Genomic DNA, 16,001 nt, shown 5'->3' with positions numbered 1-16,001 from the left:
GTAGGATTCCCGCGCTGATCGTCCTCTTCCATGGCCAATCTCGACCAGGCTCCAAGCCGCAGCATGCCCAACTTGCTTCATGTGCTGCCGGCCTTTGCTGATGAGGCTGATCTACGCCTCAACACCATCGTGGAACTCAACTCCAACACGATCAACAAGTACGAGCTCATTACGGAAACAGGTCATCTCAAGCTGGATCGGGTTGGTTACTCCTCTCTGGCTTACCCCTTTGCCTATGGCTGTATCCCTCGCACCTGGGATGAGGATGGAGACCCTCTCGATATTGAGATCGTGAATGTGACCGAACCCTTAATTCCGGGGTCGATTGTGGAAGCAAGAATCATTGGGATTATGACCTTTGATGATGGTGGTGAGGTTGATGACAAGGTGATCGCCGTTTTGGCCGATGACAAGCGTGTTGATCACATCAAGAGCTTCGAAGACCTTGGTGAGCAATGGAAGAAGGAAACCACTTACTACTGGGAGCACTACAAGGATTTGAAGAAGCCAGGAACATGCACGGTGAATGGGTTTTTTGGTACCGAAAAAGCTGTGGAGATCATCAAGAGCTGCGAAGCTCGCTACATGGCTGACATTGACCCCAAGTTGGTTGACTGACGTCCTGAAAACCCTTTTGAATAATTAGTTAAAAGCGGGGTATGACCCCGCTTTTTATTACTCATTGGTTGCTTTAGGGCTTGATTAAAAGAGGTTCTGGTGAGGCTGGAATATTAAATTTGTCTCTCAGAGTTAAAACGGGTTGATCAGCTTCTGACCAGAAGTCTAAATCTCTAATTAGGTTCACATTGCAAGCTAGACCCTTTTCATAGCCAGCAATTGAATCGTTTGGGTGAAAGGCTCCAGTTGAGGGTGGAATGATGTTTCCAACAGTGCTGAAAGCTTTTCCTAAGTGAAAATCGAGCATGACTTCTAACAGTGATTCAAATCCAAATCCATCATCAAAAAGCCCAGCTTGAAACGCCGCTACATTCATTTCGCCTTGGATATCTGTATTGAATCCTCCAAGAATGTGGCAGCAATCATGATTTAAGAGTAATTCAGATGTGCTTTTTTTCTCCCCCGGTAGTGCCCAATTCCTGTCTCGATACCAATGGAAAAGAGTGTGGCCGAGGCTTCCTTCTGGATAACTCTCCAATTGTTGATAGCGTTCAGAAACAGCCCGATCTCCGATGGCTTGATGGAACATTGTAATGACACCTTTGATTACCTTCGGTGCTGAGTCGAGGCCTAAGAATTCACCCAGGCTTCTGCGTCCGTAATCAAGTAGAAGTCGCTTTAAGTGATTGTCTCGAACTCGGTGGAGATCTTTAATGGTTTGAGGGTGAATTTCTAAGTGATCTGCAAATTTATCTACAATCGTGACCATCTTAGTGTCGACCTTCATGTCAACATAAGGAATAAGAATAAGGATTTGAAGGAGTTGTTCGCGCTTGCTTTTATCGGATATCTGTTCTGATAGAGCGGCTGGCTTAATACCTTCTAAGTGGTTGAGATTGATGGATGACTTCAGAACAAAGTTCTGAATGGATTCCATCATTTCTATGGTGATGGGCTCAATATCAGCAATGCCTCCGATGGAGCCCACTTCATGCATCGCTTGCAAGAACAGCCTTGCTTCTTCTTCAGACCAGGCCAGTTGATGCTTCATTTCAGCCTTGGTGGACTGAGGCTTGAGTAGCACACCTCCGAAATCCTTAAGGTTTTACTCATCGCAGTGTGCGGTTTTTTTTTCGCACAGTGCATACGTTGAGACCAGTGAGTCTTGGCTGTCCACTCATGGGTCTCAAATGCACTGCCTGCGTTCCTGGTCTTCCGGTGGCGTTGTTCGCCTCCTCTTTGCTTGTGGCGGCTCCTGCTCTGTCTCGATCTCAGCCCACCCATTTGTCGATGGCTGTTCGTCATCCAGTGGAGGGGCGTGTTGTGTTGGACCTGGGCCGAAGGCAAATCAGCGTTGTGCGGGAGGGGCAGACCCTGGGCCCATGGCCGGTAGCGATTGGTGATCCCAGGACCCCCACACCTTCTGGGGTGTTCAAGGTCGAGAACATGATGATGAATCCTCAGTACCAGAGCACCAAGTCAGGAAAGTTGCATCCCAAGCGCGGTCCTCAAAGCCCGTTAGGACATCGCTGGATTGGTTTCCTACGGAGTGGACCGAATCAATTTGGCATTCATGGCACTCCCTGGCCCCATTGGGTGAAAACCAGAGCAGCCGTATCCAACGGCTGTGTGCGCATGTTGAATGCGCATGTTCAACAGCTCTATGACCACGTGGAAGTGGGGATGGCTGTAGAAATTAAGCGTTGAGCTAAACGATTACTGGCCTCGCTCCATCTCAAAGATCTCTTGAAGGATCTCTCCGGCTCCTTGATCCTTGAGCTTATGGGCGAGGTCTCGTCCCACCGCTTCAGGGTCGGCTAGGGGGCCAGCCTGCTCGTCACGGATAAGCCGTTTGCCATCAAGGCTGGCCACCATTCCTGTGAGTTGGATGGTGTCTCCCTCAATTTGAGTGTTGACGCCGATTGGCACTTGGCAGCCGCCTTCAAGAACTCTCAGGAATGCGCGTTCCGCTAAGCAGCGGGCTGAGGTTGGTGCATGATTTAGAACTTGAATCAGCTCCATCACTTCGGGGCGATCGCAAACGCATTCAATCCCTAGAGCTCCTTGTCCCACCGCGTGAAGGGAGATGTTCCCAGGGATGCTCTGGTGAATTCGATCGCCGAAGCCGAGTCGACTGAGTCCAGCTGCGGCAAGAATCAAACAGTCGTAATTGCCTGAGTCGAGCTTCTCAAGCCGTGTAATGACGTTTCCGCGAACGTCTTTGAATTGAAGATGCGGATAGTGGTAGCGCAGTTGGGCTAGGCGCCGTAGAGAGCTTGTTCCAACAATGGAACCCTCCGGCAGTGTCTCAAGTGTGTACTCAGCGTTTTTGCTGTTCACCACTAAGGCATCCGCGGGGTCTTCCCGTTCGGTGATGCACCCCAGCATCAGCCCCTCGGGAAGATTTGTAGGGAGGTCTTTCAGGGAGTGAACGGCGATCTCGGCACGGCCCACCAGCATTTGAGCTTCCAGCTCTTTGGTGAATAAGCCTTTGTCTCCGATCTTTGCTAAGGCAACGTCGAGGATTTTGTCGCCTTGGGTTGCCATTGCTTCAACAGATATGGCAAGACCGGGGTGAGCTTTTTCAAGTTCTGCTTTGACCCAATTGGTCTGAACCATGGCCAGCTGGCTGCGGCGTGAGGCGATGCGCAGATGCTCGAGGGCCATGTTTGAGAGACTTCAGTCCGCAAGATTACGCAGACGTGCCCCCCGCTGTCACCTGCATGTCTATGAAAATTGGCATGGTTCGCTTCCCTTGCCAGGGCACTCAGCTTTACAATTCATCACAGTGGGACAATTGCCATGCCAGGGCCTGTGGTTAAAGGTGTTCGGAAGGACGGTCTGCCTGCCCTGGATCAGGCAACGTCCATGAAGGAGGTTCTCCCTTTTTTGCCACTCTTAAATGAGGGCACGATCAAATTGATCCTGTTAAGCAGTGGCGGTGTCTTAATGGCGCGGCTTAGAAATACAACGGATCCAGATGGCGAAAGGGCGTATCAATTGATTCGTCCACTCAGTGTGATCAAAGCCAGCCCCAATCAGCCTTGGGAATTAGAGCCTTACCTAGAGGGCTTGACGTCACAGAAAAATATTGTGGTTTACAAAGCTGCGGTGGCATCCATTCTTGATCCTGATCCTCGGCTTCTTCAGGTTTATGCACGTAATACGTCCCAAGAGTGTCCTCCTTCAGAGACACCTGTTGAGCGACTGAAGAGAGCTTTTCAAGAATTCACTGAATGCATTGAGGACGATTTGTAGTTCGATACTTTTCGGGATGTAGCGATAAGTATTGAGTTCTGAATCTTGAATTGGTCGAATTTTTTGCTCAATTTTGAGTGGTTCCTTCAGTATCTTCTTTGAAAATTTTTTCCAAGTCTAGTTTCCCTTTCTCGGAAAGTAGCGTTTCGTAGCCAAACTCTTCCTCGATTGATTCGATTAAGTCGTCATCGTCTATGAGCTCTGGGTGAATGTCGCGATACCAAGATAGAATTCTGTCTTCGATTTCGAAAATTGTATTGAAGAAGGGGGTGATGCTGTTTTGTAAGTCATTCTGTTCATCTTTTGTTAGGCCATTGAATTGGTGGTCATGCGTCATGAATGCATGGGTCACTAGTCTTGCTTGTTTGAGTGACTCCAGGGCCTCGAGGAAGTCTCGTGATGCATTTCTGTTGTTGATGTTCATTCGCTTTGTTGATAGGTAAGGCTTAGGTTGCTGTTCTCTTTGTTTGAAAATTTTGTATCAGTGTGAGGAGCTGATTGATGTCATGTTTTGACAAGAGTGGTTGCTTTCTGTCTTGTCCTGGCTCCAGGAATAATTCTTGAGGGTGGATTTGGGCAGACAAGTGAGGGCTTCACTGTCGTTTTAAATCGTGGAGTTGCTGCTTCTTTCTGCTTTGCATTGCTATATCGTCAAATCCATATTGTATTTGTAGCAGCGTGCGCTATCTCTTTGCACTCTGTCTTCCGTTCCTGCTATTTCTAAGTATGCCTTCTCAGGCTCAGAATCAGTCGCTCGATGCGTGTGCCAGGTCGGTGGGGCTCAAGGGTTTCGCGTCTTGGCTCAGGATCTGAAGATAGTCTCTATGAATTCGAGGCCTTAAAGGGGGGAAGGAGTGAGGTATAAAAAACTGATCTCAGATGTAAAGTACTACTCAAGAGTATCGATGACGAATCTGCTTTGAAGGTTATAAGGGGGTTTTAATAGGTCATTAAAAACCTCCTGTTAAAGACAGGAGGTGGGAGAAATAATGCCTCAAGTTTGACTTGTTACTTAATGTATTCCTTGAGAACTCCATTTCTGTTGGGATGTCGTAATTTTCGAAGAGCTTTGGCTTCGATTTGACGAATCCGCTCTCGGGTTACATCAAAGATCTGGCCGATTTCTTCCAATGTTTTCATGCGTCCATCATCAAGGCCGTAGCGGAGTCGGAGCACATCACGTTCCCGCGGGCTCAGGGTTGCAAGAACTCCTTCAAGGTCTTCGCGAAGAAGATTTTTGGCAACATCTTGCTCTGGATTTTCGATATCGGCTTCGATGAAGTCGCCTAGTCGTGAATCCTCTTCTTTGCCAATGGGTGTTTCGAGGGAAATTGGAAGCTGTGCGCTCTTGGCGATAAATCGCAATTTCTCGATGGTCATTTCCATCGATTCAGCGATTTCCTCCTCTGTTGGTTTGCGTCCAAATTCCTGACTGAGGACCTTGGTTGTTTTCTTGATCCTGGAAATAGTCTCGTAAAGGTGAACAGGCAGTCGGATGGTTCGAGATTGATCGGCGATGGCACGGGTGATGGCTTGACGAATCCACCAGGTGGCATAAGTGGAGAACTTATATCCTTTCTCATGGTCGAATTTTTCTGCAGCACGAATTAGGCCAAGGCTGCCTTCCTGGATGAGGTCCTGAAAGCTCAGGCCTCGGTTCATGTATTTCTTGGCAATCGACACCACCAGGCGCAAGTTCGATTGCACCATTTTTTCTTTGGCTCGTCGGCCCAGCATCAGTCTTCTACGGAAGCGAATCACTGGCATCTCAACCAGTGCTGCCCATTCCTTGGTCTCAGGAAGTTTGCCGTTATCGCTTTCAAACTGCGCTGCGAGTTCTTCGAGATGCAGCAGGTCCGCAATTTTGCGAGCTAATTCAATCTCTTCGTCCGGACGCAGTAAGCGAATGCGTCCGATTTCCTGAAGGTAAACGCGTATGGAGTCTTCGGTGTAAACGCCTTTGGGGCCCACCTTGATGCTCGCTAAAACCTTGGCTTTCGCATCTGCTTTGGCTTTTGCTACTGACGTTTCAGTGGCTTTTACTGCAGTGGCAGTCGTTTCAGCTGCAGCGAGTAGTTGATCTGCAGATGCGTCCAAGTTGGCTGCAGTAGCGGTGGCTTTGGCCTTGCTGCTGGCTTTGCTGGTTTTTGCTTTGCTAGTGGTTTTACTTGCCTTTGCTTTGGTGCTGGTCTTAGTTGCTGCCTTTGCTTTCGAGGCAGGCTTTGCTTTGGTCTTCACTTGCTTGGGCTGACCTTTCTCGTCGGCCAGCATCATGATCGAGGGCGCTTGTTTTGCTTTGGCCTTTGCCAATTTGGTCGCTGCAGGACTCATGGCGGTCAGTAACGAAGGAGAGAGCGGGACAGGAAGCGAATGTCATCAACAGTCAATGCAACCGGCCTGATGAGGGCGGATGCTTTTGAGGCGTCACCTTCCCGTCATAGAAACGGTGCGCAAAGAAAACGCGGAGCGTTAAGCAAAATTGGGAGAGCTGGAGTGGTCCGATGCAGAACTGTCAAGGGCATTCTCAGACCGGTCGGCTTCATGGAATTCCATGGCTCGAACTTCGGATCTTCCCTTTGGAAGGAACTCTGCTTGTTCCAACAACAGCCTTTGAGCTGTCCAACATCTTTAGTTTAAAAAAAACGTGTCATGAACGCAACCCCTGTAACCGATTTTTCAAAAAACCCCGTCCGCCCGCCGCCAGTTCTTGAGGTGGTCGATGTTTGGCTTGAGGCGGGTCGGGATGGTCGCACCTTCACTTACTGCGATCGCAATCAACTTAATGTTCGTTTAGGGGATCTTGTTCAGGTATCCCTGCGGGGTCGCCGCATTCAGGGTTTGGTCACGGCCTGCCGAACTCAGCCTGAGGATGCAAATCGCCCGCTCCAGCCTGTTGATGCGCTCCTTCAATCAGCTGCCGTAGGACAAGCCTGGAGATTGTGGCTTGAGGAGATGGCGCAGCGTTGTCATACCAGCCCGTTTCGAATGCTGAAAGCAGCTCTCCCTCCCGGCTGGTTGGGGCAACGCGTTGTTCCAGCCGTGAAGGAACGCAAGCTTTGGTGGGTGTCTTTGCCTGACAGCACCCCCCATTTGGATGCTGATTTGCCAACCCGACAGGCCTGCTTGGTGTCCAAGTTGCAGGAGTTAGGGGGGGGAGCATGGCAGCGAGATCTTGTCGAGGCAGGTTTTCAATCAGGAACCGTGCAAGCCCTAGTGCGCCGAGGGCTTTTGGTTCGTGAGTTGCGTCTCGCTTCTGATGCGCAGCCAAGTCCGGTTTCAGCGGGCTTGGTCGCTGCGACTGAAGCTCCGAGAACTCTCAACAGCGAGCAGCAGGTTGCGATCGAAACCTTTCAAAAACAGCCCGAGGGTGGAGGTGTATTGCTTTGGGGGATCACCGGTTCTGGAAAGACTGAGGTGTACCTCCAGCTTGCTGCTGATGAGTTGGCAGCAGGGCGTCATGTTTTGTTGCTGACTCCTGAAATTGGTCTGATTCCCCAGCTGGTAGATCGCTGTCGGCGTCGATTTGGTTCTCGAGTGCTCGAATATCACAGTGGTTGCACGGAAAGAGAACGGGTCCACACCTGGCGCAACAGCCTGGAGGCAGAAGAACCGCTCGTCATTGTTGGCACCCGTTCGGCCATTTTTCTGCCGCTCAGTCCCCTGGGTTTGATCGTGTTAGACGAGGAGCACGACAGCTCCTACAAGCAGGAGTCCCCGATGCCCTGCTATCACGCCCGCGACCTTGCGATGGCGAGAGTGCAAAGGGAGGGAGGTCGTTTGTTGCTGGGTAGTGCAACACCCTCCCTTGAGACTTGGATTCAACTCGCTCCAGAGGGGCCGTTGGCATTAGCTCGTCTTCAACAGCGCATCTCTGATCAGCCTTTGCCGCCTGTTCAGATCATCGACATGCGCCATGAGCTCGCCGATGGCCATCGGCGCTTGATCAGCAGGGCGCTGATGGATCGTTTGTCGAAACTGCCTGAACAAGGAGAGCAGGCGGTTGTGCTGGTGCCGCGCCGTGGATACAGCACGTTTTTGAGCTGCCGAAGCTGTGGTGAGGTAGTGCAGTGTCCGCACTGCGATGTGGCGTTAACGGTTCATGGAAAAAGCACCGGTAACCAGTGGCTGCGTTGCCACTGGTGTGATTATCGAGCCTCGGTTACGACGAACTGCGGGCACTGTGGTTCGTCAGCTTTTAAGCCCTTCGGCGCTGGCACTCAAAGGGTTTTGGAACAACTGGAGTCTGAGTTGGAGGGCCTGCGATTGCTGCGCTTTGATCGCGACACCACCGGTGGACGCGACGGACATCGGCGTTTGTTGGATCAATTTGCTGCTGGTGAAGCGGATGTCTTGGTGGGAACCCAAATGCTGGCGAAAGGGATGGACCTGCCGCGCGTCACGCTTGCCGCCGTATTGGCAGCTGATGGCTTGTTGCACCGTCCCGATCTCAGGGCCGGGGAGCAGGCGCTTCAGTTGTTGTTGCAACTCGCAGGCAGGGCTGGCCGTGGGGAGCGTCCCGGACAAGTCCTTGTTCAGACCTATAGCCCTGATCATCCGGTGATTTTGCACTTAGTGGATGGTCGGTATGAGCGTTTTCTGGAGGAGGAAGCTCGGGAGCGAAGCGAAGCCGGATTGGTGCCCTATGCCAGGGCTTGTGTATTGCGGCTGTCTGGGACGTCCGCATCCAAAACTGCGACGGCCGCTGCCGTTGTGGCGGAACAACTTCGCCCTGGTTGCTCGGACGCAGGTTGGCAGCTCATCGGTCCAGCTCCAGCTCCTGTGGCACGGGTTGCTGGTCGCAGTCGCTGGCAGCTGTTGATGCATGGTCCACAAGCTTCGTCCTTGCCTTTGCCAGCTGGGAGCTCCCTTTGGGATGGCTTGCCTAGTGGCGTGTCACTGGCTGTTGATCCAGACCCGCTGCAGCTCTGAATTCAGGACGGTAATTCTGGGTATCCGAAACCCATCAGCAGTCGAAGACGTTGCAAGCTGGCAGTCAAAACAAGCAGCACCACGATCGCGAGACTGCCCACTCCAAGGCGGCTCCAGCGCCATTGACTCCACTGCAAACGGTTCTTCTCTCCAATCGTGAGCGGCCAGACGAGCTCTCCCTTGGCGTTCTTGCTCGCCATTGCAGGGCTGCTTTGCAAGCGGCGCAAGCTCGCTTGGTTCCCAAGGCGCACCGCAATTTGCAGTTCATTCAGGCTCTTAAGAGCTCTTAGATCCAGTTCCAACAGCAGCTCTTGCTTGAGACCCACGAGCCAGTTGCGCTCTTCCAGTTTGAGGGTGGGTGCTGGCAGTACAAGGCCTGCTGTTCGTCCTGCTGCTTCGACCGTTTTGCTGAGGAGTGCAGCGGCGTCCTCACTGTTTTGGGTTGGTGCTTTGACCTCAAGAAGACCGTTCCCTGAGTTGCGAACCTTCCAAGGCAGACGCATCGCCCTCAACTCTCTGCTGAACGCGTCCTGCCAAGGAAGTTTCAAGCCACTGAGACTGTCGATCGTCCAAGCCATCTCCACCCTGTCTGGTCCTGGGAGGCTGAGGTCTGCAGTGATGCGTACGCAGCCGCTCAATAAGAGCGTTAGCCCAACCAGCACGGTGATGACAAGTGCAGCGAAGCCTGCTGCAGGGGCTCGGGTTGGACCGGTAGGAGGTGATGGAGGTGGTGGTGGCAGTTTGCGGCGATTAAACAGCTTTGATGGTTTGCCAATACGAGGATCCATCTCCAAGGTTGGCAGTTGCATCGACCAGCTCGCAGGCCTTGCCAGGCTTGGCGCCTCAAGAACATCCAGCAACTGCCGTGCCCGTGTTCTCAGCTCTGGATCTTTGCAACGGGTAAGGAGTCGGCAGGTGCTCAGAGCCTTGCTCTCATCTCCCTTCCCCATCCAGGCTGTGACCAACAGCATCCGGATCTCAGCTCCTTGACTGTCACTGATCGGGTTGGCTTCTGCGAGCGGCTCCAACAGTGCGATGCACTGGCCGTAATCGCCACGCTCGAGAGCGGCTTCCGCGGCTGCCAGTGCATTGGTCATCGCTTAACCGCAGCCCAACACCATCGTTCCGATTCCTGCATCGGTGAAGACTTCAAGGAGAAGAGCATGGGGTACACGACCATCAACGATGTGCGCTGCAGCAACCCCTTGAGCCAGGGCACGAATGCAGCATTCGGTTTTGGGCGTCATCCCACCGGCAACAACACCATCGTGGATCAATTGCCTTGCCTCAGACAGCCTGAGTTGTCGGATCAGGGAGTTGGGATTGTCGCGATCGCGAAGGATCCCTTGGGTGTCAGTTAACAAAATCAATTTCTCTGCTTCGAGTGCCGCAGCAAGTTCACCAGCAACAGTGTCGGCATTGATGTTGTGAGATTCCCCTTCAGGGTTGGCAGCCACGCTTGAAATCACAGGAACGTATCCCCGTGCCAGGAGTGGTTCCAGCACATCTGGATTCACCCGAGCAACATCGCCGACCAAGCCATGGTTGCCATCACCCCAGGGACGTGCTTCGACCAGTCGGCCGTCGCTACCGCTGAGGCCTACAGCGCTAGCTCCCAGACGATTCAGTCCATTGACGATCTGTTTGTTTACGCGACCAACAAGAACCATTTCCACCACGTCCATCGTCTCGGCATCGGTGACCCGCAAGCCGTCGCGAAATTCGGAGCGAATGTCGAGCCGCTTGAGCCAGGTGTTGATCTCTGGGCCACCGCCATGAACCACAACCGGCTGCACTCCCACGCTGGCCAGCAGAGCAATATCGCGAAAAACGGCGTCACGCAGCTCTGCGTGGACCATGGCCGCTCCGCCGTACTTGACCACGATTCGCCGACCAGCGAATCGTTGGATGTAAGGAAGGGCCTCGCTCAGGACGGAGACCCGTAGGGAATCATCCATGCTGCAGGTGCTCAGGGCTCTCCATGCTCGCTTGTCGAGGCGTCACTCTTCGGGAGCAGGGTCAAATCGAGTTGATCGTTTTCCAGGGGGATGATTTGCGCTTCTAAACCTTTGGCAAAAAAGCGACCCAAACGCTCGCGACGTTCTTGCCAACGTTCGAGGCCTACCGCTTCGCAGGCAAAGCGAATCCTCAGACCGTATCCGGATTCATTACTGATTTCTTCGATCTCCAGCAGCTGAGAAGGCTTGTCTTCATCCCAGAGTTTCAACGCTTCGAGTGAGCTTTCGAGGTGAGCTTTCTGTCCGTAGCGCCAGCGAGTGACGTCGTTCAGCAGCTTGACCAGCTCCGGAGACGCCGCCTCGCGTTCCTCCCGAAATTGTGCTTTTGGTGTCACCCGGCGTGCTGGGGGAAGTTCTGAGGATTTGAGCGCAAGACCTCCGAGAAGAATCGGAATTCCGTAAAAAATGGTGGGCAGGCTGAGATTGGCATTGCCAGCTCCGTAGGCCAGTGCACCAACCACGGTGAGGACACCGCCAGCGATGGTGATCAGACTTCCGGGCGAAATGAGCTCGTTCATGGGGGCCCGTGAATTAAAGCCATTGTGACCAAGAGGGCTTCAGGATGGGTGGAGGAGTCCAAAAATCATGAACACCACGTCCGAGCAGCCTCTAGAAACCCGAGAGCTAATTGCACTGCTGGAGACTGATCGCGCTTGGTTGCTCGAACAAATTGATCGCGGCCGCTGGCCAGACTTGAGACTGGATCTAGCGGCCCTCGAGCGAGAACTTGGTCAGCTGCTCTTGCGCGCCTCAGAGCAATTATCTGACAAAAATCAGTGAAAAGTCTGGAGCTTGGGGGAGTTAAAAGGGAATGTCGTCGGTCTCAGGAACCAGTGGAGAGGTGTTCCATTGAGCCGCTGAATCCTGCCCAGCAGCCGTGGGCTTGGTCGGTGATTCGGAAGACTGGGGCGTTTGAGCTGGTACCGGTCGAGCTGGCACTGTGCGCGCAGCGGTAGCGGGCTTGCCTTGGCTGGGCCCCGGTGCGCCCACTGAATGCAGCCGCGAGAGGGTGAACTCAGCTCTCTTCTCTTTGGTGCCGTCTTGACGGGGAACTGTGTTCATACGCAGTCGGCCCTCAATCACCAGCCGCTGCCCGACTTGCACGCGATTTTGAAGGTCCTGGGCGAGGTTGCCCCATCCGACGACCTTCAATTGCCCCTTGGGGTCATCGGGTCGGAGAGCATCGAAGGACACGTCCATCTCCGCAATGGGAGTTTGATTGTCTTGGGTATATCGCAGGGTGGGAGCTTGAAGGACATCCACCTCGAGCACGCAGTGGTTCATTCTCAGCTGTGACAGTGAGTGCCATCCTGATGCACCGACAGGAGAATCGCCAGGGGACTGTCTGGTTGCTGGCAGGTACAGGTGATGGCCCGCATTTGGCCGAGGTTCTGATCTCGCAGGGTTGGCATGTTCACGTCAGCGTTGTGGGTGACATGGCTGCCCATCCCTATCGGGGAATGGCATTGGAAGCAATCCACGTGGGAGCTCTGGATGGTTCATGGGGGATTTCGCAATGGCTGCAGACGATTCCTGTGGATTGGGTTGTGGATGCCACTCACCCGTTTGCACTGAGGATTAGTGACCAGTTGAACCAGGCTTGCAAGCGCTCGGGCCATCGGTTGGTGCGGTTCGAACGGCGTATGGAGGCCTCGGGGCAGGCGGTTGTGCTCGGCTCCATAGCTGACCTTGCTGATCAGCCCTTATCGGGACGACAACTACTTCTGGCCCTAGGTGCCCGCCAGTTGGTTGAAGCAGCGATGGTCGCTCGTAAAGCAGGTGCCACGGTGTTTGCCCGTGTTCTTCCTTCACCACTGTCTCTGATACAGGCAGCAGCAGCTGGCATTCCGTCTGAACACTTAGCAGTGGTGCGACCACTCCAGGGTCCCGAGCCAGGTGCATTGGAAGCTGCGGTTTGCAGGCGCTGGGCCATCACAGACGTGGTCTGCAGGCAGTCTGGGGGAGCGACTGAGGCGCTCTGGGCGCGCCTTTCGATGCAGATGGGGTTTGGGTTATGGCTACTGCGCCGACCTGCACCGATTGCTGAGGTTCCTGTTGTGAATAGCGTGAGCCAGCTTCTGGCGCATCTGAATGGCAAAACACCCTGATGCTTTGTGGTTGGTTTTAACCACCGAGGCTGATCAACAGAGAGCCTTTGCAGTCCCTGAGCAGCTGATCAGCCTTGAGCTGGCAGGCTCAGCTATTGCAGGCCTATGGCGTATGGGCCGCGGCGTCCATCAATCCAGATGCTTAGCGATCAGATCTGGCAATGAAACCTTCGAGCGAGGCCCTAGTTGGGTCACGACTTGTCCGGCACAGATGGACCCCATTTTTCCGCAGACATCCAAAGGAAGGTTTTGGGTGTAGCCATGAAGGAACCCACCTGCATACAGATCGCCGGCTCCTGTGGTGTCAACGAGATCGCCGAGTTTGTAGGAGGGGATTTCCCATCTCTGATCACCGCAAAGAACAACAGAGCCTTGAGCGCTGCGGGTTAGGACGGCCACGCTGCAGCGACCTTTTACTTGCTCGAGTGCGCTCTCGAAATCTGCTGTTCCGTAAAGCGATTTGATTTCATCCTCATTGGCAAAGAGCACATCCACATGTCCATCGACAAGCTCGAGAAAGCTTTCACGGTGACGGTCCACGCAGAAGCCATCGGACAGGGAGAGGGCGACTTGTCCTCCGCTATCTCGGCAGGCTTCAGCCGCCGTGATGAAGGCTTTTTTTGCTGCAGGACTATCCCAGAGGTAGCCCTCGAGATAGAGAACCTTGGTGTCGCGAACCATCGAGAGGTCGAGATCATCAGGGTCCAGTTGGGTTGAGGCACCGAGGTAGGTGCACATCGTGCGTTCGGCGTCCGAGGTCACGAGGATGAGGCAACGGGCCGTGCTCGCACCGGTCACGGCAGCCGGTGTGTCGAAACGGGTCCCTACGGCACGGATGTCGTGGATAAAGATGGTTCCGAGTTGGTCGTCACGAACACGACCGATGAAACCGGATTTGCTCCCGAGTTGAGCGAGACCGGCCAGAGTGTTGGCTGCTGACCCTCCAGAGGTTTCGAGACCTGGACCGCTGGCTTCGTAAAGGCTTTTGGCTTGATCTTCATCAACAAGAGCCATGCTGCCCTTGCTGAGGTTGTGATCGCTCAGAAACTGGTCCTCGGCTTGAACCAACACGTCGACGATGGCATTGCCGATGCCTACGACGTCGAGAGAACTGGCAGTGTTGAACCGGGGAGTGGAGGACATCTCTGCTGTCGTTAATACAGCGGAAGTATGCCTGTTCGCTGGTTAGCTGCTGCCAGTGGGCGATTGCCTGCCCTAAGCGCTGAGGAGCGCGCGCTTAGGGCCATGGATCGGATCCTCCACCACGATCGTTTGGTCTCGGCTTGCACCGAGGGAAACGATCGCAATCGGCACGTCCATTAGGTCAGCGAGGAAACGCAGGTAGTCCATCGCTGGAGCAGGAAGGTCTTCGAGCCGACGGCATTCAGCTGTGGAACATTGCCAGCCTGGAAGGGTCTCAAAGATTGGCTTGCAGCGAGCGAAATCTTCGGAGCAGCTCGGGAAGTAATCAATACGTTCGCCATCGAGCTCGTAAGCCACTGACACTTGTATTTTATCCATTTCGTCCAGTACATCGAGCTTGGTGATTGCAAGGCAATCCAGTCCGTTGACTTGAACGGCGTAACGCCCAATCACGCCATCAAACCAGCCACAGCGGCGACGGCGGCCAGTCGTCGTTCCAAATTCCCCGCCTCGATCACAGAGCTGGTCGTTCAAGCTTCCCGACAGCTCTGTGGGGAAGGGCCCTTCCCCAACTCGAGTGGTGTAAGCCTTGGCGACTCCAATCACTCTGTCGATCAGGGTCGGACCTACACCTGCACCGATGCAGGCACCTCCTGACACAGGGTTAGAGGAGGTCACGTAGGGATAGGTGCCGTGATCAAGGTCGAGCAGAGTTCCTTGTGCTCCTTCAAAAAGAATATTTTTGCGGTCGCTTGCGGCTTCATGGATGGCGCGGGTGCAATCCACCACATGAGGGGCTAAGCGTTTTCCGTAAGCCAGATATTCACGAATGATCTCTTCAGGATCCAATGGCTTTTCGCCATAAATGGTTTCAAGCAATTGATTCTTCTCGCTCAGCGGGCCTTCAAGCCGATCACGCAGTCGAGCTTCGTCGAGCAGGTCAAGAACCCGGATGCCACTTCGCTGAGACTTGTCTGCGTAGGTGGGGCCGATGCCGCGGCCGGTTGTGCCGATCTTGCGTTCACCTCGTTGCTTTTCCATCGCCAGATCCAAGAGGCGGTGGTAAGGCATCGTGATGTGCGCAGTTGAAGCCAGCTGGAGGCCTGAGATGTCAATCCCGTTGGAGATCAGCATGTCGAGTTCTCCAAGCATCACTTTGGGATCGACCACAGTTCCGGAGCCGATCAGGCAAGTGGTGTCTGGATAGAGGATTCCGGAAGGGATCAGATGAAGCTTGAGCACTCGACCGTCCACCACGATGGTGTGGCCGGCGTTAACACCTCCCTGATAACGCACGACAACATCAGCGGAGCGGCTCAGAAGATCGGTGATCTTTCCTTTTCCCTCGTCACCCCATTGAGCACCGATGACGACAACGTTGGCCAAAGAATCGGCGGCCCGAAGCCGCATTTCTGCACAATCCAGCAGTTTCGCAGACAGTGATGCCTGCGGTCAAAGTGCTGTTCGATTTTGTGATCAAGTGCCGCGAACTGCTGCTTTCTCGGCCTTGCCCAGCTCCTTATCGATCCTGGCTCTTAGAGCCTCAGGAACGGGACGATTGGTGTAGTTGTTGTAGTGACCAGCCAAGGAGTTGAGCGCGGTCTGCATGGTGGTAAACGAACTCAAGCCGTTCACCTTGGGACGTGCTCTGTAACGGGATACGTAGTCGGTGATTAGGTCGCGGGCCTCTCCATCAGCCTCTCGACGATTCGCCGCGTCCTGGGGCAACGCCAATGTGTCGTGAATTGTGTGGGCAACAGCGACAGTGTCTTGGACGTAATCTCCGGTGAGGGTGGACGATTCGTTGCCGCAGGCCGTAACGAGCAAAGAAAGCCCAAGGCAAAGAGCCAGGCTCAGATTGATTAGACGGCTGGTAAGGCGTTGAAGTACGGCGATCATGACGGAGGGAATTTGGTGGACTTTACGC

General features: G+C 53.8%; 17 protein-coding genes. 6 read left to right on the top strand and 11 right to left on the bottom strand.

Features of this window, described 5'->3' with window-relative positions; genetic code table 11:
- The first annotated feature begins 30 nt into the window (after positions 1-30).
- Positions 31-618: an inorganic diphosphatase gene (locus SYNC_RS09395; protein ID WP_011619954.1), complete on the top strand. Its 588-nt coding sequence runs from the start codon at positions 31-33 to the stop codon at positions 616-618.
- Positions 619-691: 73 nt separating this feature from the next.
- Here the strand turns inward: SYNC_RS09395 and SYNC_RS09390 are convergent, their stop codons facing one another.
- Positions 692-1,669, bottom strand: a complete 978-nt coding sequence (locus tag SYNC_RS09390) for a hypothetical protein (RefSeq protein ID WP_011619953.1) — start codon at positions 1,667-1,669, stop codon at positions 692-694.
- Positions 1,670-1,797: 128 nt separating this feature from the next.
- Here SYNC_RS09390 and SYNC_RS09385 point away from each other — a divergent pair, with 128 nt between their 5' ends.
- Complete coding sequence (locus SYNC_RS09385) at positions 1,798-2,325, top strand: L,D-transpeptidase (protein WP_041426647.1); 528 nt, start codon at positions 1,798-1,800, stop codon at positions 2,323-2,325.
- 9 nt (positions 2,326-2,334) lie between these two features.
- Here SYNC_RS09385 and hemC read toward each other — a convergent pair whose 3' ends face one another.
- Positions 2,335-3,285, bottom strand: a complete 951-nt coding sequence (gene hemC / locus SYNC_RS09380; protein WP_011619951.1) for a hydroxymethylbilane synthase — start codon at positions 3,283-3,285, stop codon at positions 2,335-2,337.
- A 135-nt stretch (positions 3,286-3,420) separates the two neighbouring features.
- Between hemC and SYNC_RS09375 the strand changes: the two genes are divergently transcribed.
- Positions 3,421-3,876 carry a DUF6561 domain-containing protein gene (locus tag SYNC_RS09375; protein ID WP_041426646.1) on the top strand — a complete coding sequence of 152 codons (456 nt, stop codon included), beginning with the start codon at positions 3,421-3,423 and terminating at the stop codon, positions 3,874-3,876.
- Positions 3,877-3,943: 67 nt separating this feature from the next.
- On the opposite strand, the gene SYNC_RS09370 is transcribed toward SYNC_RS09375, so the two are convergent.
- On the bottom strand, positions 3,944-4,300 hold the full coding sequence (locus tag SYNC_RS09370) for a hypothetical protein (protein ID WP_011619949.1): 357 nt from the start codon (positions 4,298-4,300) through the stop codon (positions 3,944-3,946).
- 584 nt (positions 4,301-4,884) lie between these two features.
- The gene (gene rpoD / locus SYNC_RS09365; RefSeq protein WP_011619947.1) at positions 4,885-6,207 is read right to left on the bottom strand and encodes an RNA polymerase sigma factor RpoD; all 1,323 of its coding nucleotides are present in this window, start codon (positions 6,205-6,207) and stop codon (positions 4,885-4,887) included.
- Positions 6,208-6,525: 318 nt separating this feature from the next.
- Between rpoD and priA the strand changes: the two genes are divergently transcribed.
- Positions 6,526-8,805: a primosomal protein N' gene (gene priA, locus SYNC_RS09360; protein WP_011619946.1), complete on the top strand. Its 2,280-nt coding sequence runs from the start codon at positions 6,526-6,528 to the stop codon at positions 8,803-8,805.
- 2 nt (positions 8,806-8,807) lie between these two features.
- Here the strand turns inward: priA and SYNC_RS09355 are convergent, their stop codons facing one another.
- The 3 genes from SYNC_RS09355 to SYNC_RS09345 are packed head-to-tail and all read right to left on the bottom strand — an operon-like array spanning position 8,808 to position 11,341.
- Entirely contained in the window at positions 8,808-9,902 is a 1,095-nt protein-coding gene (locus SYNC_RS09355; protein ID WP_041426645.1) for a DUF3153 domain-containing protein, read from the bottom strand.
- Between the two features lie 3 nt (positions 9,903-9,905).
- Positions 9,906-10,763: an acetylglutamate kinase gene (gene argB, locus SYNC_RS09350; protein ID WP_011619944.1), complete on the bottom strand. Its 858-nt coding sequence runs from the start codon at positions 10,761-10,763 to the stop codon at positions 9,906-9,908.
- Between the two features lie 11 nt (positions 10,764-10,774).
- A complete protein-coding gene (locus SYNC_RS09345; RefSeq protein ID WP_011619943.1) occupies positions 10,775-11,341 on the bottom strand; it encodes a DUF2854 domain-containing protein in 567 nt (188 codons plus the stop codon).
- A gap of 67 nt (positions 11,342-11,408) precedes the next feature.
- On the opposite strand from SYNC_RS09345, the gene SYNC_RS09340 reads away from it, so the two are divergent.
- The gene (locus SYNC_RS09340) at positions 11,409-11,603 is read left to right on the top strand and encodes a hypothetical protein (protein WP_011619942.1); all 195 of its coding nucleotides are present in this window, start codon (positions 11,409-11,411) and stop codon (positions 11,601-11,603) included.
- Positions 11,604-11,624: 21 nt separating this feature from the next.
- Here the strand turns inward: SYNC_RS09340 and SYNC_RS09335 are convergent, their stop codons facing one another.
- Positions 11,625-12,107: a single-stranded DNA-binding protein gene (locus tag SYNC_RS09335; protein ID WP_011619941.1), complete on the bottom strand. Its 483-nt coding sequence runs from the start codon at positions 12,105-12,107 to the stop codon at positions 11,625-11,627.
- A 29-nt stretch (positions 12,108-12,136) separates the two neighbouring features.
- Between SYNC_RS09335 and cobK the strand changes: the two genes are divergently transcribed.
- Positions 12,137-12,931 carry a precorrin-6A reductase gene (gene cobK, locus SYNC_RS09330; protein ID WP_011619940.1) on the top strand — a complete coding sequence of 265 codons (795 nt, stop codon included), beginning with the start codon at positions 12,137-12,139 and terminating at the stop codon, positions 12,929-12,931.
- Between the two features lie 129 nt (positions 12,932-13,060).
- Here cobK and SYNC_RS09325 read toward each other — a convergent pair whose 3' ends face one another.
- The 3 genes from SYNC_RS09325 to psb27 all read right to left on the bottom strand — a co-directional run bounded on the left by SYNC_RS09325 (position 13,061) and on the right by psb27 (position 15,973).
- Positions 13,061-14,074 (bottom strand): adenosine kinase, encoded by a 1,014-nt coding sequence (locus tag SYNC_RS09325; protein WP_011619939.1) that lies wholly within the window; start codon positions 14,072-14,074, stop codon positions 13,061-13,063.
- Between the two features lie 72 nt (positions 14,075-14,146).
- Complete coding sequence (locus tag SYNC_RS09320; protein ID WP_193328829.1) at positions 14,147-15,484, bottom strand: adenylosuccinate synthase; 1,338 nt, start codon at positions 15,482-15,484, stop codon at positions 14,147-14,149.
- Between the two features lie 66 nt (positions 15,485-15,550).
- Entirely contained in the window at positions 15,551-15,973 is a 423-nt protein-coding gene (gene psb27 / locus SYNC_RS09315) for a photosystem II protein Psb27 (protein ID WP_011619937.1), read from the bottom strand.
- Positions 15,974-16,001: the final 28 nt, after the last annotated feature.

The organism is Synechococcus sp. CC9311, from assembly GCF_000014585.1.
GTDB lineage: Bacteria > Cyanobacteriota > Cyanobacteriia > PCC-6307 > Cyanobiaceae > Synechococcus_C.
The sequence above is the reverse complement of the archived record's forward strand: the minus strand, read 5'-3'. Positions and strand labels throughout refer to the sequence as shown.

Excerpts from the sequence above, each read along its gene's own strand:
- SYNC_RS09395 (WP_011619954.1), top strand. The coding sequence starts at position 31 with ATGGCCAATCTCGACCAGGCTCCAAGCCGCAGCATGCCCAACTTGCTT.
- SYNC_RS09390 (WP_011619953.1), bottom strand. The coding sequence starts at position 1,669 with ATGAAGCATCAACTGGCCTGGTCTGAAGAAGAAGCAAGGCTGTTCTTG.
- SYNC_RS09385 (WP_041426647.1), top strand. The coding sequence starts at position 1,798 with ATGGGTCTCAAATGCACTGCCTGCGTTCCTGGTCTTCCGGTGGCGTTG.
- hemC (WP_011619951.1), bottom strand. The coding sequence starts at position 3,285 with ATGGCCCTCGAGCATCTGCGCATCGCCTCACGCCGCAGCCAGCTGGCC.
- SYNC_RS09375 (WP_041426646.1), top strand. The coding sequence starts at position 3,421 with ATGCCAGGGCCTGTGGTTAAAGGTGTTCGGAAGGACGGTCTGCCTGCC.
- SYNC_RS09370 (WP_011619949.1), bottom strand. The coding sequence starts at position 4,300 with ATGAACATCAACAACAGAAATGCATCACGAGACTTCCTCGAGGCCCTG.
- rpoD (WP_011619947.1), bottom strand. The coding sequence starts at position 6,207 with ATGAGTCCTGCAGCGACCAAATTGGCAAAGGCCAAAGCAAAACAAGCG.
- priA (WP_011619946.1), top strand. The coding sequence starts at position 6,526 with ATGAACGCAACCCCTGTAACCGATTTTTCAAAAAACCCCGTCCGCCCG.
- SYNC_RS09355 (WP_041426645.1), bottom strand. The coding sequence starts at position 9,902 with ATGACCAATGCACTGGCAGCCGCGGAAGCCGCTCTCGAGCGTGGCGAT.
- argB (WP_011619944.1), bottom strand. The coding sequence starts at position 10,763 with ATGGATGATTCCCTACGGGTCTCCGTCCTGAGCGAGGCCCTTCCTTAC.
- SYNC_RS09345 (WP_011619943.1), bottom strand. The coding sequence starts at position 11,341 with ATGAACGAGCTCATTTCGCCCGGAAGTCTGATCACCATCGCTGGCGGT.
- SYNC_RS09340 (WP_011619942.1), top strand. The coding sequence starts at position 11,409 with ATGAACACCACGTCCGAGCAGCCTCTAGAAACCCGAGAGCTAATTGCA.
- SYNC_RS09335 (WP_011619941.1), bottom strand. The coding sequence starts at position 12,107 with ATGAACCACTGCGTGCTCGAGGTGGATGTCCTTCAAGCTCCCACCCTG.
- cobK (WP_011619940.1), top strand. The coding sequence starts at position 12,137 with ATGCACCGACAGGAGAATCGCCAGGGGACTGTCTGGTTGCTGGCAGGT.
- SYNC_RS09325 (WP_011619939.1), bottom strand. The coding sequence starts at position 14,074 with ATGTCCTCCACTCCCCGGTTCAACACTGCCAGTTCTCTCGACGTCGTA.
- SYNC_RS09320 (WP_193328829.1), bottom strand. The coding sequence starts at position 15,484 with ATGCGGCTTCGGGCCGCCGATTCTTTGGCCAACGTTGTCGTCATCGGT.
- psb27 (WP_011619937.1), bottom strand. The coding sequence starts at position 15,973 with ATGATCGCCGTACTTCAACGCCTTACCAGCCGTCTAATCAATCTGAGC.